The sequence below is a fragment of the Xanthomonas cassavae CFBP 4642 genome, from assembly GCF_000454545.1.
GTDB classification, from domain to species: Bacteria; Pseudomonadota; Gammaproteobacteria; order Xanthomonadales; family Xanthomonadaceae; genus Xanthomonas; species Xanthomonas cassavae.
Map to the genome: position 1 here is coordinate 2,850,899 of NZ_CM002139.1, position 22,439 is coordinate 2,873,337.

Below are 22,439 nucleotides of genomic sequence, written 5' to 3' on the forward strand. Positions count from 1 at the left end.
CCGGCAACCACCTATTAATGCAACTGGCATATCATTGGCAAGTGATCTCACGCCTGCTCATTGCGCTGTTGCGCTTCTACAAGCTGTTCATCAGCCCGCTGCTCGGGCCGCGCTGCCGCTTTGCGCCCAGTTGCTCGGAGTATGCAATGACCGCCATCGGCCGCTTCGGCCCGCTGCGCGGATGCTGGCTGGCCGCACGCCGGATCGGCCGCTGCCATCCGTTCCATCCCGGTGGTTTCGATCCGGTGCCCGACGCGCCCAGGCCTTCTTCTTCACCCTCGCCCTCTTCCTGCAGCTGCAAAGGACCTCATCCATGAGCCGAACCCTCATCATCAACGCCCGTCTGGTCAATGAAGGCAAGGAGTTCGACGCAGATCTCCTGATCGAGAGCGGCCGCATCGCCAAGATCGACAGCAAGATCTCCCCCGCTCCCGGCGACACCGTCGTTGACGCAGCCGGGCGCTGGGTATTGCCGGGCATGATCGACGATCAGGTGCACTTCCGTGAGCCGGGCCTGACCCACAAGGGCGACATCGCCACCGAATCCGGCGCCGCCGTGGCCGGTGGCCTGACCAGCTTCATGGACATGCCCAATACCAACCCGCCGACCCTGGACGCGGCCGCGCTGCAGTCCAAGTACGACGCGGCCGCCGGACGCGCCTGGGCCAACTACGGCTTCTACATGGGCGCCAGCAACGACAACCTGGCCCACATCCAATCGCTGGACCCCAACACCGCGCCGGGCATCAAGGTGTTCATGGGTGCCTCCACCGGCAACATGCTGGTCGACAACCCCGAGACGCTGGACGCGATCTTCCGCGACGCGCCAACACCGATCATCACCCACTGCGAAGACACCCCGACCATCGACGCGACGATGGCGCAGTACAAAGACAAATACGGTGATGCGCTGACGCCGGACATGCACCCGGACATCCGCTCGCGGCAGGCCTGCCTGAAGTCCTCGCAGCTGGCGGTGTCGCTGGCACGCAAGCACAACACCCGCCTGCACGTGCTGCACATCTCCACCGCCGACGAGCTGGGGTTGTTCGAGGCCGGCCCGCTGGTCGATGCCGACGGCAAGCTGCGCAAGCGCATCACCGCCGAGACCTGCATCCACTTCCTGCGCTTCGATCGCAGCGACTACGCGCGGCTGGGCAACCTGATCAAGTGCAATCCCGCGATCAAGGATCCCGAAGACCGCCTGGCGCTGATCCAGGCGCTGGCCGACGACGTGATCGACGTGCTCGCCACCGACCACGCCCCGCACACCTGGGAAGAAAAGCAGAAGCCCTACGCACAGGCACCCTCGGGCCTGCCGCTGGTGCAGTACGCGCTGGTGGCCGCACTGGAGCTGGTGCACGAAGGCAAGCTGCCGATCACCCGCATCGTGCAGAAGTTCGCGCACGCGCCAGCGCAGCTGTTCGACGTGGAACAGCGCGGCTTCCTGCGCGAGGGCTACTTCGCCGATCTGGTGATGATCGACAACACGCCATTCACCGTGAAGCGCGAGCAGGTGTTGTCCAAGTGCGGCTGGTCGCCGTTCGAGGGCACCACCTTCCGTTCGCGCATCGCCGCAACCTGGGTCAACGGGCAACTGGTGTGGGACGGCGAGCAGTTGGTCGGCAGCGCCGCCGGCCAGCGCCTGACCTTCGACCGCTGATGCGTGCAGTCGTGCTGGGTGCATGGCTGGCGCTGGCGCCGGCCGTGCTGGGCGCAGCCACCGCGCAAGCGCAGGCTGCCGACGACGCCGGTGTGGCGTTCCCGGCCAGCGCGTCGCAGGGCGCCATGGTGATCGGCAAGGTGCCGGCCGGCAGCAAGGTGCAGTACGCCGGCCGCCACCTGCGGGTCAGCGGCTATGGCAGTGTGGTGTTTGGTATCGGACGCGATGCCACTGGCCCGTTGCAGGTGCAGGTCACCCTGCCCGACGGCAGCCAGCGCACGGCCAGTGTGGCAGTGACGCCGCGCGATTGGCCCACCGAGCGCGTCAACGGCGTGCCGCCCAAGACAGTCAACCCACCAGCGGCGATCGCCGAGCGCATCAAGCGCGAGCAGGCGCAGGTGACCGCGGCCCGCGATCGCGACGATGCACGCCCGGATTTCGCGCAGCCGTTCATCTGGCCCGTGCAGGGCCGGATCAGCGGCCGCTTCGGCAACGCGCGGGTCTACAACGGCCAGCCTGGCGCCGGCCATTCGGGCATGGACATTGCCGTGCCGACCGGCACGCCGGTCAAGGCGCCGGCTGCCGGCGTGGTGACCTTTGCTGCACCGGATCTCTATCTGACCGGCGGCACGGTGCTGCTCGATCACGGTTTCGGCATCAGCTCCAACTTCCTGCATCTGTCGCGGATCGACGTCAAGGTCGGCGACCGCGTGGAACAAGGCCAGGTGATTGCCGCGGTGGGAGCAACCGGGCGTGCGACCGGGCCGCATCTGCATTGGGGGATGAATTGGTTCGATGTGCGCATCGATCCGCTGCTGGTGCTAGAACGCGGCAAGTAGTTCCGCTGACTCAGGGAGCACCGGCGCGCAGCGGCGCGGGAGCATGTGGGCAGCCAGATCTTTCTGCGGCGCGGTTCGATGTGCGTATCGATCCCCGATTGGTGCGTGTGCGCGGCAAGTATTTGCAGATCTGCGGCTTTTGCCTCTCCGATCGGAGAAGGTGGCGCGCAGCGCCGGATGAGGATGCGTCGGCGGCTGGTTGACTGTGCAACCGTACCCTCACCCCAACCTCTCTCCCGGGGGGGCAGAGGGGCTTCCACTTCGCGACAGCCAGGAGGCCCTCGACGATCCGCCCACGTGTTGATCGATCGGGTGGGCTTGTTGCGCGCGCAGCTATGCGGCATCAGGAGCGTGGGTCGATTACGCACCATTCCTGTTGGGTTAGCGCAGATCAGACATGCTGAACCTGCAGACCAGCACTGACCCACTGCAGTCAAGATCTGAAACCTCTGAGACCCGAGCGCAAGCAACGGGAAAAATCAATACAGCGCAGAATCGTCACGTTCCGCCACACCTACCCGCTGCGCTTGTGTCCATCGCCGGGCTTTGGGGTACAACCGGGAGGGCGTGGATCATTGCCGGTAACAGCGGCCGATCAGTCAGCGACGGCCAGTCCGTGTCGCAGCCCAGTCCTGGCAACCGACGTGCTTCGTCTCCCCTCCCCCGACTGCAGGAGATGTGCGACATGCGCAACGAGCAACTCAAGCCCACACGCGGCACCTGGCAGCTGTGGGAAATCGCAGTGGGCTTGGTGATCTCCGGCGAATACTTCGGCTGGAGCTATGGCTGGGGCACCGTCGGCACACCTGGCTTTCTTGGTCACCACCCTGCTGGTGGCAGTGATGTAGGTGCGCGCCTATGCGGTGGCGCGGCAGTTCAAACCGCTGCTGGTCAATACGGTGGTTGGTTTCATCGGCCCGGAATTTCTCTACGACGGCAAGCAGATCATTCGTGCGGGGCTGGAGGATCATTTCTGCGGCAAATTGCTCGGTGTGCCAATGGATTGCGATATCTGCTACACCAACCATGCCGCAGCCGACCAGGACGATATGGATGTCTTGCTGACCCTGCCCGGCACTGCCGGCATCAACTTCATCATGGGCATCCCCGGCTCGGACGACGTGATGCTCAACTACCAGACCACGTCATTTCACGATGCGCTGTATGCGCGCCAGGCGCTGGGCCTGCGGGCGGCCCCCGAATTCGAGCAATGGCTGGAACAGCAAGGCATCCTGCGACTGCAGCGGGACGGGCGATTTGCACTCGGCGATGAGATGCCTGCAGCGTTTCACCGTGCGCTGTCGCACTTTCCCAGCGGATCACCGCAATGAGCAGCCCCACGACATTTCCGCGCGATGCGTGGGCGCAACTGCGTCGGCTCACCCCTGCGCGCATCGCGCTCGGACGGGTCGGTACCAGCCTGCCCACCGCAGCCCACCTGGATTTTCATCTGGCGCATGCGCAGGCGCGCGATGCGGTGCACCTGGCCTTCGACCCCGTTCCCCTGCAGGCCGTGCTGGACCAACGCGGGCGCACCAGCATTCTGCTGCACAGCGCTGCGATGGACCGGCACGCCTATCTGCAACGCCCGGAGCTGGGCCGCCGCCTGGCCGACGATGCTGCCACGCACCTGCGCGGGCTCACCGCCGTCCATGGCGGCGGGCAGGATGTCGTGGTGGTGGTCGCTGACGGGCTGTCTGCGCTTGCCGTGCATCCGCATGCGGCGCACATGCTCGAACAGATCGATGCCCTGGCTGCGCATGAGGATACGCCGACGCCACACACAAACTTGCGTTTCTGTTGCGCGAATCGTCCCGTCGCAAGCTATCCGGCGTACAGCTCAAGGATGAAGCAGAGCGACCGGCGTTGCCATCGGACGGGCCTGCCGCTGCGGTGTCACGTACGTTTCTGCTGCCAGACGCGTGATGACCTGACCGGTGGGCTTGGGAGCGATCTTCAGCAAAGCCGCTCGCAGCCATGCCATGTGTAACATCCGCGCCCAGCCGATCAAGGCACAACACAAGGCGCATTGCGCACACCTTTGCCACCGGCCTTCATGGACACCCCTAGCGCGCACCCGGGCGTGATGATGCCCGCGCATGGCCGTTACCGCAGTGCGCCGTCCTGCGGGTTGCTTGCGGCATACGTGCTGGTCCGCAGCTCGCTGTCATGCACATGACGCAATGCATTGCGCACGTCCTCAGGCAGCCGATCGACATCCAACAACACCTTGCCGGAATGCACGTCGCGCACCGCCGACACCGGCAGAACGAAATCGCCACCGTTTTCGATATTGATCACCAACTCGGCACCGTCGTCGCGAAGATCGCGCACCGCGCCAACGCCAATTTCGCCATCGCGTAAAAAGACCATCTGGCCGATTTCAATCTGCTGCATGTCCGTCTCCTCGTTGAGCACTGCGACACAAGCGCGCCGTGCATTGGCGAACGATGATCGCGCCGCCCGGTGTTCTGAGCTGGTGAAGCAAGAATCAGTGCCGCGTGGGAGCGCGCAACTCGGCGGCCACTGACCTGCGGACAGCCAAACCAAGCGCTCATGCACTGGCATGCGATGCAAGCGGCACCCATACTCCCTGCGCGTGCCCATGACAGGTGCAGCGACCTCATTGCGCCCACGCGGCTATTTCAACCGCGTGCGCGTCTGTGGACATCAGCGCAGTGGAACGTCCGCCACCTTGTCCTGATAGTCCTTCTTGGGGTCGACACCGAGCAGCACCTTGATACCGGCCAGCAGGCTGGACCCGTTGAGCCAGATCTGCGCATGATCGGGATCCAGGCGCAGCAGCGCCAGCTTGGGATCATCCTTGCCGCCTTCGTACCAGGCAGCCACATACGGATTCCAAAGGCGATCGATCACCGCCCGGTCGGTGTCTTCGCGCAACGAACCACTGATGCTGGCGAACAGATCATGTCCCTTGCTGCTGAAAGCGCCGATTACCCGCCGCCCCTGCCCCAGCATTGCAATCAATGCATTGTCCTTGGAAGTGAAAAACCAGATCGGGCCGCCGCTGTCGCCTTCGATTTGCGCGGTCATCGGGCGTGCATGACCGTCTTCCACACCATCCAGGCCAAGCATCACGGTGCGATCGGATTTCAGGGCTTTCCAGAATTTATCCTGCAGCTCTTTTGGGTCGGTCATTTGCATTCCTGACATGCGCGTCTTGCGCGGGTGATTGAGTCTGGAAGGCCGCGTGCCCACGGCATGTGATGACCAGCGCGTTGTATCGCCGCATCGATGCACGTGAGTAGGCATGCGCTGGTATACGCGTTGCGACCTGGTCCGGATTCAAAGCGTGACCACCCAGCAAATCCTGCACATCGCTTCGCCCAGCCGGGCACCGACAAGCGATCCCAGCAGTACCATCGCCCTGCCCCGCAGGTGGCGATGTGTTCCCCCCGTCCAGCAACGGACTGGCAACACATCCCATCCGACCGGTGGCTCACGCAGTGGCCAGCAACCGCCGGCAACCAACATGCATGCATCCCTTTCCAAGAGCACCACACCATGTCCGCCTCGCACTTTCGTACGACCTGCATTGCCGCTGCACTGTTGACGCTGGTCAGCGTCGATGCGGCAGCACTTACCGGCACCGCCACGCGGCCGCAGCTCACCAGCAGCGAAGCAAGCACCTATACGATCGCCAAAGCGCTGGCCAAGGCCGGCCCGATCAACGCCCTGGTCACCGATAACTGGAATCCCACCGCAGGCGTTGCCCTGCTCAGTGCGGACTATGCCGTGGCAGCGGATGGCTCAACGCGTTACCGCAGCCTGCAGTCGGCCATCGATGCGGCAGTGACGGCAGGTGGCAGTACCCGTCGCTACATCAGCATCAAGGCGGGCACCTATACCGAACTGGTGTGCGTCCCTGCCACCGCTCCGCCATTGACGGTGTTCGGGCTTGGCGCATCTGCCGGCGATACCGTCATTCGTTTCAACAACGCCAACCCCACGCCCAAGCCGGCCGGCACGGCGAGCCATGCCTGTGCCAGCAATGCGTCGGCCACCACCGTGGGCACCTCCAACAGCGCGACGGTAACGGTGCGCGCCGCCGATTTCCAGGCACGCCATTTGCGCATCGACAACAACTATGTCGAAGGGACTTACACCGACAACAACCAGTCGGCAGTCGCACTGGCGGTACGTGGCGACAAGGCCAGTTTCGAGGACGTGGTGATCACCGGCAACCAGGACACCTTGTTGATCAGCGCGACCAACGCGGCCAACGTGAATCGTGCGTATTTCAAGAACAGCACGATCGATGGCGATGTGGACTTCATCTTCGGCTCGGGTATCGGCGTGTTCGACACCGCCACCATCCGCTCCATCGGTGCGCGCCTGGGCAGCAGCCGTGGCGGCTACATCTTTGCGCCCAGCACGCGGCCAGGCAGTACTTACGGCTTCCTGGCCATCAACAGCAGTTTTGTCGCCGTCTCCGGCTCACCCGACAACCAGACCTACCTGGGTCGTGCCTGGGATGAAGGCGTCAGCAGCCTGAGCGCGTACGTCAACGGTACATCGCCCAATGGCCAGGTCACCGTGCGCGACTCCACCCTGGGCAGTCACATCCGCAAGGCCGCACCCTGGAACGCTTCCACTGCAAGCCGGCCGTTCTGCGTCAGCAGTTGCAGCAACTCGCCCAACCGCTTCTACGAGTACAGCAACAGCGGAGCCGGCGCCGCCAACTAGCAGTGGCGAACAACACCCAGCAAGCGGTGTCAGGCGGGTGTGGATGGCGCGCTCAGAACCACAGTGTTCAAGGGGCACACACCGATACCGAGTAGCAGTCACGCCCGCCTGGCAACTGCGTAAGGCAAGTGACAGACAGTCTGCCGGCGTGCCGGTACGAGCAACGCAGTTTGAGGACCTGGACATAGCGCCTGTTGGCACCCGCGTGATGCGGTGTGCAAGCAGGCGCTTTCTTACAGACATCGCCTGGCGCCCGCACGTAAACGGCTAGCGATGAGACAACCGTTTCCTTCGGGCGCGCGGCGCTGGATTCGCTCCACCGCCATCGACGAACGCGCTCAGGCGCCACGCTGGCGCCTCCTTGTGGCCGCTCACGCGACACCATCGACACCAATATTGCATGTAGCGCGGCTACCGGCCGATGGTCACGCCACTGTCATGCATCGGGTTGATGCCGTGTAGAGATCGGGCACCACCGTTCGTCCCGTTGGAGCACTCCCCCATGCACCCACCATCCACCATCCCCGCCTTGGCCCCACTGTCCCTGGCGCTGTTCGGCCTTGCAAGTTTTCAGGCCTCCGCCAAGGGACCCTCACCACAGGATCTGCCGGAGACCGCACACAGCATCGCGACCCGCTGGGGCGTTGTGCAGCAACCCACGCTGCCCAGACAGGTCTGCGCCACGCTCAAGGCGGCCCTGGTACCGGTCGCTGGCTCGCTCGATGCGCTGGATGAGGATCCCAGCCAATCCAGACGCGATACGGCGCGCCTGCAGGCGGCCATCGACGATTGCCCCGCCGGCAGTGCGGTGCGCCTGGTTCCCGGCGATGCCGGGCAGTCCGGCGTGTTGAGCGGCCCGCTCACCCTCAAAAGCGGCGTGACGCTGTGGCTCGACCGTAATGTCACCTTGTTCGCGTCACGCAATCCGCAGGACTACGACAACGGCCTGGGTACCTGCGGCACCGCCACCAGCGACAAGGCCAAATCGTGCAATCCGCTGATCCACGTGACCGGCGCAGCCGGCAGCGGCATCGTCGGCGCAGGCAAGATCGACGGCCGCGGTGGCAGCACGCTCACCGCCGGTCCCAATGCAGGAAAAGCCAGTTGGTGGGACCTGGCCTATCTCAATGTCAGCAAGGGCCTCAGCCAGCATGTGCCCCGGCTGCTGCAGATCGACAACAGCACCAACGTCACCTTGTACGACATCACCCTGGAGAATTCGCCGAACTTCCACGTCGTCAGCGACAACGTGGTGGGCCTGACCGCCTGGGGCATCAAGATTCTGGCGCCCAGCCTGGTGTATTCGCGACCGGGCTACCGCTGCCCGGCGGGCAGCACGCCCGACGTCAATCCGCATGCGACCTGCTTCACCCCGGAAACTGCCAAGAACACCGATGGATTCGACCCGGGGCAATCGAAGAACGTACTGCTGGCGTACTCGTATATCGGCACCGGCGACGACGGCGTGGCGATCAAGGCGACCGCCAAGGCCAGCCGTGTCATCGCGTCGGAGAACATGCTCTTTGCGCACAACCAGTTTTACTACACGCACGGGTTCTCGCTAGGCAGCGAAACCGACGCAGGCATGCGCCACATTGCGGTGCGTGACTTGAGCATCGATGGCTTCAATGCCAACGACGTCCTGCACGACCCTTATGCGGCCAATGGCCTGCGCATCAAGTCCGATGCCTCACGCGGCGGCCACGTGGAGGACATCAGCTTCGAAAACATCTGCATGCGCGGCGTTGCCCGTCCGCTGGTGTTCGATGCCAATTACGCCAATCCGGCCACGCGCACCAAGCTCCCGCAGTTCACCGGCATTTCGCTCAGCAACGTGCACTCGCTGGGGTCGACGACGCTGGGGGGCGGCGAACTGAGCTTCTACGGATACCGCGACGCCAGCACCACCTTGCCGATCACCATCAGCCTGGACAACGTGGTGCTGGAAGGCGGCAAAATCACCTTTGCGCAACCGCATTTCGGTGGGCCGGCCAGCAATCCCGGGGCAACGCACTTCACCTTCAACGGTGGCCCGGTGAGTTTCTACGATCGTTTGACGCCATCGGTTCCCAATGATGTGCAACTGCAGGGCACGCCCGGGCCAGGCGCGCCACTGCAATGCAATGGCGCCTTCATTACCCTGCATTCGGTGCTGCCGGATTCGCCGATCTAATGGCGTGTTCTGCGTATCGATGACCGCGTCTGCAGGTGATACGTGCTTGCTGCGGCCTGTCGGCCGCAGCAAGAAGTCTGCCATGGTCTAAGCCTGCGAACTCTGGCCTTGCCCGCGGGCAGCACACGCTTACCCACTTGCACGATCACCTCAGGAGACGCGCCCCCGGCCCCGCTCGCGCTCAGTCCGTGCCGCTGGCAGCGCGCCAGCTATGCCACAACTGCTGGACCGGCGGCGGATAGGCCGGCTTGCCGGCCAGCTCGCGCAGCAGGCGCACGCGTGCCAGCCGCGACCACACCCGATGCGGGCGAGCCAGCGCCGGCTTGCGCGGCCAGGCCCGCAACAACTGCGTGCGCCAGGCCACGGCACTGACGCCGCCGGGTGCTGCGCTATCGCCAGCCACGCGCTGGCGCGCGTCCAGCCACTGCACTGCCACGGCTGTGGCATCGCCAGGCTGCGCACGCGCAAACAGCACCGCTTCGGCGGCCACTACCGCCTCGGCGAAGCCACGCAATTGCTCCAGCGCCTGCGCAAGCGATGCGGGCTGCACGCGTGCGGCCTGCATCGCCGGCAAGGTATCGGCCAACTGCGCCCATGGCGCACGCACCGGTTCCAGCACGCGTCCCAACGGATGCCGCGACCGTTGCTCGGACCAATCGCGCAGTTCCTGTTGCCACCACGCCAGCTTGGCATCGGCCGGCAAGGGATCGCCGGCGATGTTCATGATGTCTTCCCATTCCTGCAGCAAGGCGAACCAGGCGGCAGTCACGCGCCGCTGCGGTTCGGGAATGAAGAGTTCGGCAACCGACCATTCCGGCCAGCGGGTTCGCCACTTGTCGAGAAAACTGTCGAGGGCGCTGGATTGGCTCATGGCGGGTCCGGACAAAAACAAAAAATGATCAGGTCTGCGGCCACGTCGCCGGGTTCCACAGCAACTGCGGCGCATCGACCAGCACATCGGCCTGCCACCGCGCCGGTACATCGTCGTGCAGCCGGTAGCCCCACAACACGGCAACCGACGGCATGGCGGCCGCGCGTGCGGCGAGGATGTCGCGCTCGTCGTCGCCCACATACACGCACTGCGCCGGCGCAACGCCGATGTGCTGTGCCGCAGTCAGCAGCGGCAACGGATGCGGCTTGCGCTCGGCCAGCGTATCGCCGCCGATCAACACGGCGCAGCGCTGCTGCCACCCCAGTTGCGGCAGGATCAAGCGGGCCAGGGATTCAGGTTTGTTGGTGACAATGCCCCAGACGCAGCCGGCGCTTTCCAGTCGCGCCAGCAGGTCTTGGACACCATCGAACAGTTGCGATCGCGTGCCGATCAAGACTTCATAGCGACTCAGGAATTCCGGCACCAGGGCTGCACGTGCCTGCTCATCGAGCTCGGCAAAGGCCACACCCAGCATCGCACGCGCGCCCTTGGACACCACCGGCCGCAGCTGCTCCAACGCCACCGGCGCACGCTCGCGCGCCGCCAGCATTGCGTTGACAGTCGCCAGCATGTCCGGCGCACTGTCCAGCAGGGTGCCATCCAGGTCGAACAACACCGCCCGCGGAAATCTCACAGCACCACCGCCATGCCATCGCGACCAGCAAGCAGGCCAGAACCAGGAAATTTCAAAACCCCGGCCAACCGCCGTTGCGATTGCGATTCCCGACTCCCGATTCCCGACTCCCCGCCCGTCACGTCCTCACCGCATACGCCAGATAATTGACCTCGGTACGCGAAGACAACCGCGCCCGATTGCGCCACGGCTCGTACAGCATGCCGCTGACGTCCTCCAGCTGCAGCTCGGCGGTGCGCAACCACGCCGCCAGCTCGGACGGCTTGATGAAGTCCTTGTAGTGATGCGTGCCCTTGGGCAATAGCCGCGCGATGTACTCGGCACCGACCACCGCCAGCGCAAACGCGGCCGGGGTGCGATTGAGCGTGGACAGGAACAGCTTGCCGCCCGGCTTGAGCAGGCTGGCGCAGGCGCGAATGATCGCAGTGGGGTCCGGCACGTGTTCGAGCATCTCCATGCAGGTCACCGCATCGAAACTGCCCGGCTGTTCGGCGGCCAGGTCTTCCACCGACTGCACGCGATAATCCACCTGCACGCCCGATTCAAGGCTGTGCAGGCGCGCCACCTTGACCAGCTCCGGCGCCAGATCGATCGCCGTGACCTGGGCGCCCAGACGCGCCATCGACTCGCTGAGCAGGCCGCCACCGCAGCCCACGTCGAGCACGCGCGCGCCGGCCAGCTCCTGGCGCGCGGACACGTACTGCAGGCGCACCGGATTGAGCGCATGCAGCGGCTTCTGCGGGCCGTCGGCGTCCCACCAGCGGTTGGCCAGCGCGGCGAACTTGTCCAGTTCGGTCTGACGGAAGTTGCCGGAGGTGGTGGAGGTATCGGGATTCATAGGGAACTCCGTGAGTCGATGACGCGCGCTCAGGCGCGGACGGTGCGGATGCGCTCGCGCCACTGGCGCGCATTGGCGACCAGGGCCGCGGTATCCATGTCGATGAGCTCGCGCTGCACCAGCTTGGGCCTGCCGGCGATCCACACATCGGTGACCTGGTGGCGGCCGGCGGCGTAGATCAGCTGCGACAGCACATGATGCAGCGGTTGGGTTTCCAGTGCAGACAGGTCCACGCAGACCAGGTCGGCCTGCTTGCCGACCTCGATCGAGCCGATCCTGTCGCCGAAGCCCAGGGCACGCGCGCCGCCTAGCGTGGCCGCACGCAAGGTGGTGGCCGCATCCAGCGCGGTCGCATCGTTGGCCACTGCCTTGGCCAGGATGGCGGCGGTGCGGTTTTCGCTGAACATGTCCAGGTCGTTGTTGCTGGCGCAGCCGTCGGTGCCGATGGCCAGGTTCACGCCTGCACGCTGCAACGCACAGGCCGGGCAAAAGCCCGAGGCCAGCTTGAGATTGGATTCGGGACAATGCACCACGCTCACGCCGCGCTCGGCGCACAGGTGGATTTCCGCATCGGTGAGCTGGGTCATGTGCACCGCGATCAGGCGGTCGTTGACCAGGCCCAGGCGGTCCAGCCGCGCCAGCGGACGCTGGCCGTATTGCTTGACCGAATCGGCCACTTCCTGCTCGGTTTCGTGCGTATGCAGATGCACCGGCAGATCCAGCTGGTCGGCCAGCATGCGCACACGTTCGAAGTTGGCATCGTTGACCGTGTACGGCGCATGCGGCGCGAACGCGGTGCTGATCAGCGGATCATCGCGCCACTGGTCGTGCAACTCGCCGGCGCGGGCGAAATACTCATCGTCCGACGACGCCCAGGCGGTGGGGAAATCGATGATCACCGCGCCCACCAGCGCACGGAAGCCGTGCTGCTTGTACACGGCGGCCTGCACATCGGCGAAGAAGTAGTTTTCATTGACGCAGGTGGTGCCGCCGCGCAGCATTTCGGCGATGGCCAGCGCGGTGCCGTCGGCGACGAACTCCGGCCCGATCACCGCCGCTTCCACCGGCCAGATGTGCTGCTGCAGCCACACCATCAACGGCAGGTCGTCGGCCACGCCGCGCAGCAGCGTCATCGGGTTGTGCGTATGCGCATTGACCAGGCCCGGGATCAGGGCCGCGCCCGGGCGCGAGACGGTCTGGGCCGGCGCAAACCGCAGCCGCGCCTCGGCAATCGGAAGGATCGCCACGATGACGCCGTTGCTGACCGCCACGGCGTGGTCTTCCAGCACCACCGCATGCGGCTCGATCGGCACCACGTACCCGGCTTCGATCAGCAGGTCGCAGATTTCTGGAGAAGCGTTGGTCATGAGCGAATCCATAGGAGATGTGGGGCAAACGACGTCGGTCATTCGGAGCCTGCGACAGGCAGGTGGCGTCGACCGTTGTAACGCATCAGCTGTCGCTCACGGCGTGTCTGTTCGGTGGTGCGTTCGGTAGCTACGTCACTGCGGGTCGTCACGGCCCTGGCGCTCAGGACGATGTCGGCGTAGCCGGCATGCACGTGGTCGGACAGCAACAGGCTCCGGTTGGCCTGTTCGCTGATCATCTCGCCCGCGGCAGGGCTGCACACCTCGCCTTTCAGCAACGACCACTGGCTGAGGTCGTGCTCGAGCACAGGGCGCAAGAGTATGCTGTCGCGTATCAGCAGGGTCAGCGCATCGTTTGTGCGCGTCGCAAGCTGCAGCAGCCGATTGCGCGAGCGCAGGGCACGCAAGCAACGCACCCCACAGCCCTACCACGACACTGGCACCGCGCCCCGCTCGATCAGGCCAGTGTCCCGGACGCATCGTCTTACTTGACGCGCGCCGAGTATTCGCCCGAGCGGGTGTCGACCTTGATGATTTCGTCCTGGTTGACGAACAGCGGCACGCGCACCACCGCGCCGGTTTCCAGCGTCGCCGGCTTGCCGCCGCCGCCGGAGGTATCGCCGCGCACGCCCGGGTCGGTCTCGGTGATCTTCAGCTCGACGAAGTTCGGCGGCTGCACCCAGATCGGCGTGCCGTTCCACAGCGTCACGATGCAGTCTTCCTCGCCCTTGAGCCACTTGTCGGCGCCGCCCATGCCGGCCTTGTCGGTCTGCACCTGCTCGAAGGTTTCCGGGTCCATGAAGTGCCAGTACTCGCCATCGCTGTACAGGTAACGCATGTCGGTATCGACCACGTCGGCCACTTCCACGTCGTCGGTGGCCTTCATGGTCATTTCGACCACGCGCCCGGACTTGATGAAGCGGTACTTCATGCGGGTGAAGGCCTGGCCCTTGCCCGGCTTGACGTATTCGGTCTCGGTGATGACCGCCGGCTCGTTGTTGACCAGGATCTTCATGCCGTTCTTGACGTCGTTCATGCCAACAGTGGCCATGGTGCAGCTCCTCGATAGACCACGACCCGCCACAGTGGGGGCGGGCCGGATTAGAATGGGGCGCCCGCCGCAACCGGCGGGCATTGGTTTTGTGACCGCACATGATAACCGCAGCCCCCCTCGCCTTACAGCCATCGCCCGCCACCACCCTGCCGCCAACGCGCTGGCAGCAGCAGTGGCGCGACGCCGTGCGCGACCCGCGCGCGTTGCTGGCGCTGCTGGGCCTGGATGCGCAGGCCGCCGGGATCAGCGATGCGGCCGCCGCGCAGTTCCCGTTGCGGGTGCCGCACGCCTTCGTGACGCGGATGCGGCATGGCGACCTCGACGATCCGCTGCTGCGCCAGGTACTGCCACTGGATGCGGAAATGCGGCCGGTACCGGGCTTCGGCCTGGACGCGGTGGGCGATGCCGCGGCCAGGACTGCCGCCGGCGTGATCCAGAAATACCGCGGCCGCGCGCTGCTGATCGCCACCGGCAGCTGCGCGGTGCACTGCCGTTACTGCTTCCGCCGCCACTTTCCCTACGCCGAAGAAACCGCCGCGCGCGACAGCTGGCGCGAGGCCGTGGCCGCGATCGCCGCCGATGCGGACATTGACGAAGTGCTGCTGTCCGGCGGCGACCCGCTGTCGCTGGCCACGCCCAAGCTGGTCGAACTCACCGACGCGCTGGCCGCCATTGGGCATCTCAAGCGGCTGCGCATCCACAGCCGCCTGCCCGTGGTGCTGCCGGCGCGCGTGGATGCGCCTTTGCTGGCCTGGCTGCGCAGCCTGCCATGGCCGGTGGCGTTCGTGATCCATGCCAACCACGCCAACGAATTCGATGCCGAGGTGGACGCGGCGATGCAGGCACTGCGTGGCGCTGGCGCGCAGATGCTCAATCAGGCCGTGTTGCTGCGCGGCGTCAACGACAGCGTGGACGCGCTGGCCGCGCTGAGCGAACGCAGCTTCGCTGCCGGCGTGCTGCCCTATTACCTGCACCAGCTCGATCGTGTGGCCGGCGTGGCGCACTTCGAGGTGGACGACGCCCACGCGCGCGCCCTGCATGCGCAACTGGCCACGCGCCTGTCCGGGTATCTGGTGCCACGATTGGTGCGCGAAATTCCCGGCGATACCGGCAAGCGTCCGCTGTAACCGCCCTTACCTCAGCCCACTCCGTCGCAGGAGCGCACCCGGGCGCGACGAAGCTTTACCGGTAACGCCCCATCGCGCCCAGGTGCGCTCCTACGCAGTTATCGGGCACTGCGCCAAGTCCCCGGTGATGACCGCTGCAACGACCCAAACACGCTCTTCGCAGGAGCGCACCCGGGCGCGATGGAGCCACCAGTAAAGCCCGTTGCGCTCGGGCGCGCTCCTACGCTGCTCAGCCTGCAGCGATCAGCTTGACCATATCGGCCGGGCTCAACGGCCTGCTGAACCAGTAGCCCTGGCCCAGATCGCAGCCGCGCTCGCGCAGCAGATTGAACTGCGCCTCCTGCTCGATGCCCTCGGCCACCACCGTGATGCCCAGCGAATGCGCCATGTTGATGATGGCCGTGGTCAGGGCCAGATCGTCGGGGTCGCGCTGCAGGTCGGCAATGAAGCTCTTGTCGATCTTGACCCCGTCCACCGGCACCTGACGCAGATGGCTCAGGCCCGAGAAGCCGGTGCCGAAGTCGTCCAGCCACACCTTCACCCCGGTGCGATGCAGCTGGTCGAGCAGACTGGCCGCCATCATCTCGTCGCCGATCACCGCCGTTTCGGTCAGTTCCAGGTGCAGGCGCGCGGCCGGCAGCCCGGATTCGGCCAGGCATTCGGCCACGGTGTCGATCAACGCCCCGCTGCGGAGCTGGCGTGGCGAGACGTTGACCGAAATGAACAGCCCCTCGCCCACCATCGGCCATTGCGCCGCTTCCAGGCAGGCCGCGCGCAGCACCTTGGGGCCGATCACCTCGATCAGCCCGCTCTGCTCGGCGATGTCGATGAAGGTGGACGGCGCGATCGTGCCCAGCGCCGGGTGTTGCCAGCGCAGCAACACCTCCACGCCCACCAGCACACGGTCGCTGGTGCGGTAGATCGGCTGGTACACCAATCGCAATTCGTCGCGCTCCCAGGCGCCACGCAACTCATGTTCCATATGCACGCGACGCTCCACCGCATGATCGGCGGCGCGACTGTAGAACCGGTGGCAGTTCTTGCCTGCCACCTTGGCCTGGTACATCGCGATGTCGCCGTTCTTCAGTAGCGCGGTGGCGTCGTTGGCATCGTCGGGGAACAGGGTGATGCCGATCGAGGTTCCCAGGAACACCTCGCGCCCCTGCACGTTCAATGGCCGGCTCAGTTCGTGCACCAGGCGTTCCGCCAGCTGCGCGGCCAGCAGGGCGACGTCGCCGCTTTGCAGCAGGATCACGAACTCGTCGCCACCGAAGCGCGCCAGGATCGCGTCTTCCCCACCCAGCGCGGAGACCGCGCGGCTGATGCGGCTGGCGAACTGCAACAAGGCCTCGTCGCCGGCTTCGTGACCGAGGGTGTCGTTGACCCGCTTGAAATCGTCGATATCGGCGAACAGCAATGCCAGCTTGCTGTCGGTGCTGCGCGCGGTGTTGAGCAGGTAATTCAGCCCTTCGCGGAAGCCCAGCCGGTTGGTCAGCCCGGTCAGCGCATCGGTGTAGGCCATATGGCGCACTTCGCGGTCGTGCCGGGCGATGCTCTCGCTCATGCGGCCGAAGGCGGAGATCAGCTCACCGATCTCGTCGTTGCGCGGATGCGGCGGCAGCTGCACCGCATAGTCGCCACGCTCGATCTGCCGCGCCGCTGCCGCCAGCAAGCGCACCGGCGCCACCAGCGTGCGTTGCACGTAGATCGCCAGCAACACTCCCAGCCCGACCAGCGCCGCCAGCAGCACCAGCAGCCAGCCCAGGTCGCGCTTGCCGATCGCATTGAGGTTTTCGACCAGGGTCAAATTGGCGCCGGACTCGATCTTGCGCACGCGCTCGCGCGACATGCCCACGCGCACGCCGCCGATGCGCTGGTCGCCGATCGTGATCGGCACCGTCACGTCCAGCACCTCGGGCGAGGATTGCAGCAGCATGGTCTGCGCCGTGGCCGCCGTGGCCGCCAGCGGGTCGTTCATCTGCTGGCCGTAGCGCTGCAGGTTGGGCGTGCCGTCGTGTACCAGCCGCCCACGCCGATCGAACACCAGCACGTAGCTCACCACCTGCTGGCGCGAGGCATTGCGCACCAGCGCGCCCACCGCGCCCAGGTCCGAGTAATACAGGGGATTGGCCAGGCCGGAGGCCAACTCGGTGGCCAGCGTCTCGCCGCGGGTGCGCAGGCTGCGGTCGAACAGCTCGTGCAGGATCTGCGCGCTCAAGCCGCGGACTTCGCGCTGCATGGCGCTCTGGCGCTGCAGCAGCGAGGCCAGGATCGCGCCGACCAGCAGCAGGGTCAGCGCCATGACCAACAGGAAACGTGCCTGCAACCCGAAGCGCACCTGACTCATTCCATTTCATCCTTGACGTGCTGCAAGCCGGCGCTAAATGCATCCAGGCGCCTGCGGCTCCCCTCATCCACAGGATGAAACGCGGTGGTGCCGAAGAAACGCTTCAGTGCCGGGCCAGCCTTCGGGTCGGAAGCAGCCTGTAATAGCACGATGCGCAGGCGGCGTTCCACCGCCGGTTCCATCCCCGTGCGCACCATCTCCACCGCACGCGGCACCGGCGCACTGCGGTGCACGATACGGAAATCGCGCTTGAACGCTGGCGGCAGATGCCGCTCGTCGTCCCAATCGAGATTGCTGAAGGCGCCGGCATCGATCAGGCGTTTGTGCACGAACGCGGCGATGTTCAATTTCGATCCGACCATCAGGTAACCGACCGAACCCATCACCTGGGTGTCATCTGGCGAGAGCAGCACGTCGCAGGCGATGCCACTGCGCATCAACTCCAGCATCGGCACAAGGTAACCGCTGGTGGACGAGGCGTTCTGCAATGCCAGGGTATGCCCGCGCAGCTGCCCGAGCGACTGGATCGGGCTGTCGCGGCGCACGAAGAACACGGTATGGAAGTCGCGCACGCCGCCACGCTCGGTCATCAGCAACGGGTGTGCGCTGCCGCGCTGCTCCAGCAACATGGCCGCACCGGTGGTTTCGCTGACCCAGTCGACCCGGCCACGCCGCAGGTAGCTGGACATCTGTCGCGCATCCGGCGCCATCAGGATCTCGCCGCGACGGATGCCCACCTCGCGCATGCGCGGCACCACGTAGTCCAGCAGCGGCTTGAGTTGATCGTAATGCGTTGCCGGATCATCGCTGATCCGCCCTAGCACCAATACCGAGGAAGGCGCTGCCGCAGCCGTCACGGCCAAGCCTGCCCCGGCGATCAGCCAGCAGGCAATCAGACACCATCGTAGACCGCGCAAAACCGACACTCCCCTAGAGCCGCCGACAGCCTAGCCGAATCTTTGAAGATGTGACAGACGTCAGTTTCCGGCCCGCTTGGCCAGCATGGCCATGCGCTGCGCATCGGACAGGATGCCGCGGATCAGGCGCACCTCCTGCTCGGTCATCTCGGCGCGCAGCAGCAGCCGGCGCAGCTTGCGCATCGCCGACTCCGGCGCGCGCCCCTTGTGGAAGTCGATCTCGTCCAGGGTGTCGCCCAACTGGCCGAACATGCCTTCCATCTGTGCGTGACTGGCCGGCCCGTCACGCAGGCCGGTGGCCGCCGCGGGCGCCGGCTCGGCCTCGCCGGCGGCCAGCTGCGCCAGCCGCACTTCGTACGCCAGCACCTGCACCGCCGCCGCCAGGTTGAGCGAGCTGAACTGCGGGTCGGAGGGGATATGCACTGCGGCATGGCAGAGCTGCAATTCGTCGTTGGTCAGGCCGGTGCGCTCGCGGCCGAACACGAACGCCACCTCGGCCGGCTCACCGGCCTTGGCCAGGGCACGCTGCGCGCCCTGGTCCGGCAGCAACTCCTCCAGGGCCACCCGACGCGCGCGCGCCGTACAGCCGATCACCAGGGTGCAATCGGCCACCGCTTCGCCCAGGGTGTCGAACACCGGCGCATCGCCAAGCACCTCTTCAGCGCCGGCCGAGCGCCGGTAGGCGTCATCGTCGAGCGCACGTTCCGGCGCCACCAGCACCAGCCGCGAGATGCCCATCGTCTTCATCGCACGCGCCGCGGCGCCGATGTTGCCTGGATGCTGGGTACCGACAAGGACGAAACGGATGCGCTGGGTGACAGACATGAACGGAGATTGGGGAGCGATTCGGTCGTAGATGGTAAACTGCGCGGCCGGCTTTGGCGCCGGACCGCTCTTTTACCTTCGTCATTGTCCATTCTGCCTTCACGGGAGCTTTAACCATGCAGAAACCCGCCGTCACCGTCATGGTCAAAGCTGCCCGCCTCGCCGGCAATGTGCTGTTGCGCGGTATCAACAAGCTCGATGCGCTCAATGTGGTGCAAAAAGGCCGCATGGACTACGCCAGCGAAGTCGATGCCGATGCGGAGAAGGTCATCATCAAGGAACTCAAGCGCGGCTACCCCGAGTACGCCGTGTTCGGCGAAGAAGGCGGCGTGCAAGGTGGCAAGAGTGGGCGCTACACCTGGGTCATCGATCCGCTCGACGGCACCAGCAACTATCTGCGTGGCTTTCCGCATTACTGCGTGTCGATCGCGCTGGTGGAAAACGGCGAACCCACCGATGCGGTGATCTTCGACCCGCTGCGCAACGAGCTGTTCACCGCCAGCCGCGGCGCCGGCGCGGTGCTCAACGACCGTCGCATCCGCATCGCCGAACGCAAGGACCTGGAGGGCGCGATGGTCCACACCGGCTTCCCGCCGCGTGAACGCATCCGCGCCAGCGCCCAGCTCAAGTGCGTGGACGCGCTGCTGGTGCAGGCCGAAGACGTGCGCCGTACCGGCTCGGCGGCACTGGACCTGGCCTACGTGGCCTGCGGCCGCGCCGATGCCTACTTCGAGGCCGGCGTCAAAGCCTGGGACATTGCGGCCGGCGTGCTGCTGGTGCGCGAAGCCGGTGGCCGAGTCTGCGATTACAAGGGCGCCACCCCGCCGCGCATGGACAACATGGGGCCGGAAACGCAGCAGATCGTGGCCGGCAACATCAAGATCAGCGACGCGCTGCAGAAGGTCATCGTCAACACCGGCTACGCCCGCGAGTTCGACGCCAAGCTCTGATCGCTCCCCGCACAACGTAGGAGCGCGCCCGAGCGCGACGGGCCTTCCCTGCAAAGCCCTCGCGACCAGGGTCGCTCCTACGACAGCCCGCAGCACACAAACAAGGCCGGGATCGCTCCCGGCCTTGTGCGTTGGGTGCCGCTGTCACAGCGCTACGTGGAACCTAGCGCTGATGCAGGGCTTCAGGCGATGGCAGCGTGGTAGCGGCGCTCGACTTCGTCCCAGTTGACGGCGTTATAGAACGCGCCGATGTATTCCGGACGGCGGTTCTGGTACTTCAGGTAGTACGCGTGTTCCCACACGTCCAGACCCAGGATCGGGGTATTGCCTTCGAACAGCGGGCTGTCCTGGTTGGCGGTGCTTTCCACCACCAGCTTCTTATCCGGGGTCACGCTCAGCCACGCCCACCCGGAGCCGAAGCGGCTGACGGCAGCCTTGGTGAACGCTTCCTTGAACTTCTCGAAACCGCCGATGTCCTTGTCGATCGCCTTGGCGACCTCGCCCTTGGGCTCGCCGCCGCCGTTAGGCGCCAGCACGGTCCAGAACAGCGAATGGTTGGCGTGGCCACCACCGTTGTTGCGCACCGAGCCCTGCAGGTTTTCCGGCAGGCTCTTCAGCTTGGACACCAGCTCGTCGATCGGCAGGTCCGCGTACTCGGTCCCTTCCAGCGCCGCGTTGACGTTGTTGATATAGGTCTGGTGATGCTTGGTGTGATGGATTTCCATCGTCTGCGCATCGATGTTCGGTTCCAGCGCGTCGTAAGCGTAAGGCAACTGCGGAAGGGTGTAAGCCATGAAGGTCTCCTGGACTTGCCGCCCGGCGAAGACCGGGCGTTGCGGGGTAGATGGTAAGGACGGCAGCAGCGCTTACCAAGGGTGCAGGCAGGGAAACTTCATCCCATCGCAGGCCGCGCGCTGTTCGCTGCACACCTTGCACCATGCCCCGGTTACTTGCGCGTGAACCGCGCCGGCGCGGCGATGCATTCAAAGTCGACACAGTTGCGCAACGGCATACTTGCTCTGCCGCACATATCGTCGCTTCCGGATCGTCTTCATGCGCAAGCCCGCTTTGCTGATCGTCGCCATCGTGCTGCTCGTGGCCGGGCTGTGGGGCATGCGTGCGCTGCAGACGCCCAAGCCGCAGTTCGCGCCATCGCTCAACGCGCCGATGGCCGCGCCTGTGACCGCACGGCAGGTGCCGCGCCTGCCCGCGTTTCTGCCGATCGAAGCAATGGCCACCATCGTGCTGATCCAGCGCGGCGGTCCATTCCCGTATCCACAGGACGGCAGCGTGTTCGGCAATCGCGAACATCGCCTGCCCGAACGCCCGCGCGGCTATTACCACGAATACACGGTGGACACGCCGGGCAGCGCAGACCGCGGCGCGCGCCGTATCGTCACCGGCGGCACGCCACCGCAGACCTGGTACTACAGCAACGACCACTACCAGACCTTCAAATCCTTCCAGGGCCCGGCCCCGGAGCAGGCCCCATGAGCGCTGGCGACTTCGCACTGGATCTGTCGGACCCGCAGCAATCGGGCGTGTACCAGGCCGATATCGACGACCTGGACACCATGGCAGCGCTGGCCCGCGATGCCGGCCTGCGCATCCTGCGCGTGGATCTGGCCACCTGCAGCGAAAAGCGCATGCTGCTGATGCGGCTGGCCACCCAGCTGGATTTTCCGCTCAGTTTCGGCCGCAACTGGGATGCGTTGAGCGATGCACTACGCGACCTGGCGTGGCTACCCTCCCCGCGCGGCTACGCGCTATTGATCGACGGCGCCGAGGCATTGGCGCAGGCAGCGCCAAACGAGCGCGATACCTTGCTGGATATTCTCGACGAAGCCGCCACCAGCTGGGCCGCGCGCGGACTGACGTTTGCAGCGTTCGTGGCGCCGGCCAGCGCTTGCGATTGAGTGAGTCGGCTCACGATTGCTGCCTGAAGATGACAGATGCGTTACCGGCATGCGCGGCGGCGCTCGCTTGTCGCTGAGCACACCTTGCAAATGACCGCGTAAGGTGCGGCCTGCGATGCATAGTCATCGCCCGCAGCCACGCATCGACGCC

General features: G+C 65.6%; 21 protein-coding genes, 1 other RNA gene and 3 pseudogenes. 12 read left to right on the forward strand and 13 right to left on the reverse strand.

Features of this window, described 5'->3' with window-relative positions:
* Positions 1–17: 17 nt before the first annotated feature.
* The 6 genes and pseudogenes from yidD to XCSCFBP4642_RS24775 all read left to right on the forward strand — a co-directional run bounded on the left by yidD (position 18) and on the right by XCSCFBP4642_RS24775 (position 4,428).
* Positions 18–317 (forward strand): membrane protein insertion efficiency factor YidD, encoded by a 300-nt coding sequence (gene yidD / locus XCSCFBP4642_RS27075; protein ID WP_167331387.1) that lies wholly within the window; start codon positions 18–20, stop codon positions 315–317.
* Positions 314–1,663, forward strand: a complete 1,350-nt coding sequence (locus XCSCFBP4642_RS0112705) for a dihydroorotase (RefSeq protein ID WP_029220118.1) — start codon at positions 314–316, stop codon at positions 1,661–1,663. Before yidD ends, XCSCFBP4642_RS0112705 begins: the two co-directional genes overlap by 4 nt.
* Complete coding sequence (locus tag XCSCFBP4642_RS0112710) at positions 1,663–2,502, forward strand: M23 family metallopeptidase (RefSeq protein ID WP_029220119.1); 840 nt, start codon at positions 1,663–1,665, stop codon at positions 2,500–2,502. The genes XCSCFBP4642_RS0112705 and XCSCFBP4642_RS0112710 overlap by 1 nt, the downstream gene beginning before the upstream one ends.
* Before the next feature lie 676 nt (positions 2,503–3,178).
* Positions 3,179–3,347 (forward strand): annotated as a pseudogene (locus tag XCSCFBP4642_RS28610) (ethanolamine permease); the annotation flags it as partial.
* A 3-nt stretch (positions 3,348–3,350) separates the two neighbouring features.
* Positions 3,351–3,833: pseudogene (gene eutB, locus XCSCFBP4642_RS0112715) on the forward strand (ethanolamine ammonia-lyase subunit EutB); the annotation flags it as partial.
* Positions 3,830–4,428: pseudogene (locus XCSCFBP4642_RS24775) on the forward strand (ethanolamine ammonia-lyase light chain EutC). The pseudogenes eutB and XCSCFBP4642_RS24775, both read left to right, overlap by 4 nt.
* Positions 4,429–4,608: 180 nt before the next feature.
* Here XCSCFBP4642_RS24775 and XCSCFBP4642_RS0112725 read toward each other — a convergent pair.
* Entirely contained in the window at positions 4,609–4,899 is a 291-nt protein-coding gene (locus tag XCSCFBP4642_RS0112725) for a hypothetical protein (RefSeq protein ID WP_029220121.1), read from the reverse strand.
* A 273-nt stretch (positions 4,900–5,172) separates the two neighbouring features.
* Positions 5,173–5,676: a pyridoxamine 5'-phosphate oxidase family protein gene (locus tag XCSCFBP4642_RS0112730; protein ID WP_029220122.1), complete on the reverse strand. Its 504-nt coding sequence runs from the start codon at positions 5,674–5,676 to the stop codon at positions 5,173–5,175.
* Positions 5,677–6,069: 393 nt separating this feature from the next.
* Here XCSCFBP4642_RS0112730 and XCSCFBP4642_RS0112735 point away from each other — a divergent pair, with 393 nt between their 5' ends.
* The gene (locus XCSCFBP4642_RS0112735; protein ID WP_029220123.1) at positions 6,070–7,209 is read left to right on the forward strand and encodes a putative acyl-CoA thioester hydrolase; all 1,140 of its coding nucleotides are present in this window, start codon (positions 6,070–6,072) and stop codon (positions 7,207–7,209) included.
* 4 nt (positions 7,210–7,213) lie between these two features.
* Here the strand turns inward: XCSCFBP4642_RS0112735 and XCSCFBP4642_RS27080 are convergent.
* Positions 7,214–7,289: non-coding RNA, sX9 sRNA (locus XCSCFBP4642_RS27080), on the reverse strand.
* Positions 7,290–7,711: 422 nt separating this feature from the next.
* Here XCSCFBP4642_RS27080 and XCSCFBP4642_RS0112740 point away from each other — a divergent pair.
* Complete coding sequence (locus XCSCFBP4642_RS0112740; RefSeq protein WP_029220124.1) at positions 7,712–9,382, forward strand: glycoside hydrolase family 28 protein; 1,671 nt, start codon at positions 7,712–7,714, stop codon at positions 9,380–9,382.
* 181 nt (positions 9,383–9,563) lie between these two features.
* Here XCSCFBP4642_RS0112740 and XCSCFBP4642_RS0112745 read toward each other — a convergent pair whose 3' ends face one another.
* The 6 genes from XCSCFBP4642_RS0112745 to efp all read right to left on the reverse strand — a co-directional run bounded on the left by XCSCFBP4642_RS0112745 (position 9,564) and on the right by efp (position 14,203).
* A complete protein-coding gene (locus XCSCFBP4642_RS0112745; protein ID WP_029220125.1) occupies positions 9,564–10,253 on the reverse strand; it encodes an isoprenoid biosynthesis enzyme family protein in 690 nt (229 codons plus the stop codon).
* A 28-nt stretch (positions 10,254–10,281) separates the two neighbouring features.
* A complete protein-coding gene (locus XCSCFBP4642_RS0112750) occupies positions 10,282–10,998 on the reverse strand; it encodes a phosphoglycolate phosphatase (protein WP_053329560.1) in 717 nt (238 codons plus the stop codon).
* A gap of 67 nt (positions 10,999–11,065) precedes the next feature.
* Positions 11,066–11,785: a bifunctional 2-polyprenyl-6-hydroxyphenol methylase/3-demethylubiquinol 3-O-methyltransferase UbiG gene (ubiG, locus tag XCSCFBP4642_RS0112755; RefSeq protein WP_029220127.1), complete on the reverse strand. Its 720-nt coding sequence runs from the start codon at positions 11,783–11,785 to the stop codon at positions 11,066–11,068.
* A 29-nt stretch (positions 11,786–11,814) separates the two neighbouring features.
* Complete coding sequence (locus XCSCFBP4642_RS0112760; protein WP_029220128.1) at positions 11,815–13,152, reverse strand: TRZ/ATZ family hydrolase; 1,338 nt, start codon at positions 13,150–13,152, stop codon at positions 11,815–11,817.
* A 38-nt stretch (positions 13,153–13,190) separates the two neighbouring features.
* Positions 13,191–13,559, reverse strand: a complete 369-nt coding sequence (locus XCSCFBP4642_RS0112765) for a hypothetical protein (protein ID WP_029220129.1) — start codon at positions 13,557–13,559, stop codon at positions 13,191–13,193.
* Positions 13,560–13,636: 77 nt separating this feature from the next.
* A complete protein-coding gene (efp, locus tag XCSCFBP4642_RS0112770) occupies positions 13,637–14,203 on the reverse strand; it encodes an elongation factor P (RefSeq protein WP_007962665.1) in 567 nt (188 codons plus the stop codon).
* Positions 14,204–14,304: 101 nt separating this feature from the next.
* Here efp and epmB point away from each other — a divergent pair, with 101 nt between their 5' ends.
* Positions 14,305–15,333 (forward strand): EF-P beta-lysylation protein EpmB, encoded by a 1,029-nt coding sequence (gene epmB / locus XCSCFBP4642_RS0112775; RefSeq protein ID WP_029220130.1) that lies wholly within the window; start codon positions 14,305–14,307, stop codon positions 15,331–15,333.
* Between the two features lie 229 nt (positions 15,334–15,562).
* Here the strand turns inward: epmB and XCSCFBP4642_RS0112780 are convergent, their stop codons facing one another.
* From XCSCFBP4642_RS0112780 to XCSCFBP4642_RS0112790, 3 genes are read right to left on the reverse strand one after another with little or no spacing between them, the layout of a single operon-like run.
* Complete coding sequence (locus XCSCFBP4642_RS0112780; protein WP_029220131.1) at positions 15,563–17,680, reverse strand: putative bifunctional diguanylate cyclase/phosphodiesterase; 2,118 nt, start codon at positions 17,678–17,680, stop codon at positions 15,563–15,565.
* Entirely contained in the window at positions 17,677–18,606 is a 930-nt protein-coding gene (locus XCSCFBP4642_RS0112785; protein ID WP_029220132.1) for a phosphate/phosphite/phosphonate ABC transporter substrate-binding protein, read from the reverse strand. Before XCSCFBP4642_RS0112785 ends, XCSCFBP4642_RS0112780 begins: the two co-directional genes overlap by 4 nt.
* 51 nt (positions 18,607–18,657) lie before the next feature.
* Positions 18,658–19,422, reverse strand: coding sequence for an RNA methyltransferase (locus XCSCFBP4642_RS0112790; RefSeq protein ID WP_029220133.1), 765 nt, complete (start codon positions 19,420–19,422; stop codon positions 18,658–18,660).
* Between the two features lie 116 nt (positions 19,423–19,538).
* On the opposite strand from XCSCFBP4642_RS0112790, the gene XCSCFBP4642_RS0112795 reads away from it, so the two are divergent.
* A complete protein-coding gene (locus XCSCFBP4642_RS0112795; protein WP_029220134.1) occupies positions 19,539–20,372 on the forward strand; it encodes an inositol monophosphatase family protein in 834 nt (277 codons plus the stop codon).
* Positions 20,373–20,554: 182 nt separating this feature from the next.
* Here the strand turns inward: XCSCFBP4642_RS0112795 and XCSCFBP4642_RS0112800 are convergent, their stop codons facing one another.
* Positions 20,555–21,166 (reverse strand): superoxide dismutase, encoded by a 612-nt coding sequence (locus XCSCFBP4642_RS0112800; protein ID WP_029220135.1) that lies wholly within the window; start codon positions 21,164–21,166, stop codon positions 20,555–20,557.
* Positions 21,167–21,425: 259 nt separating this feature from the next.
* Here XCSCFBP4642_RS0112800 and XCSCFBP4642_RS0112805 point away from each other — a divergent pair, with 259 nt between their 5' ends.
* Positions 21,426–21,866: a ribonuclease gene (locus tag XCSCFBP4642_RS0112805; protein ID WP_029220136.1), complete on the forward strand. Its 441-nt coding sequence runs from the start codon at positions 21,426–21,428 to the stop codon at positions 21,864–21,866.
* Positions 21,863–22,288 carry a barstar family protein gene (locus XCSCFBP4642_RS0112810; protein WP_029220137.1) on the forward strand — a complete coding sequence of 142 codons (426 nt, stop codon included), beginning with the start codon at positions 21,863–21,865 and terminating at the stop codon, positions 22,286–22,288. The genes XCSCFBP4642_RS0112805 and XCSCFBP4642_RS0112810 overlap by 4 nt, the downstream gene beginning before the upstream one ends.
* Positions 22,289–22,439: the final 151 nt, after the last annotated feature.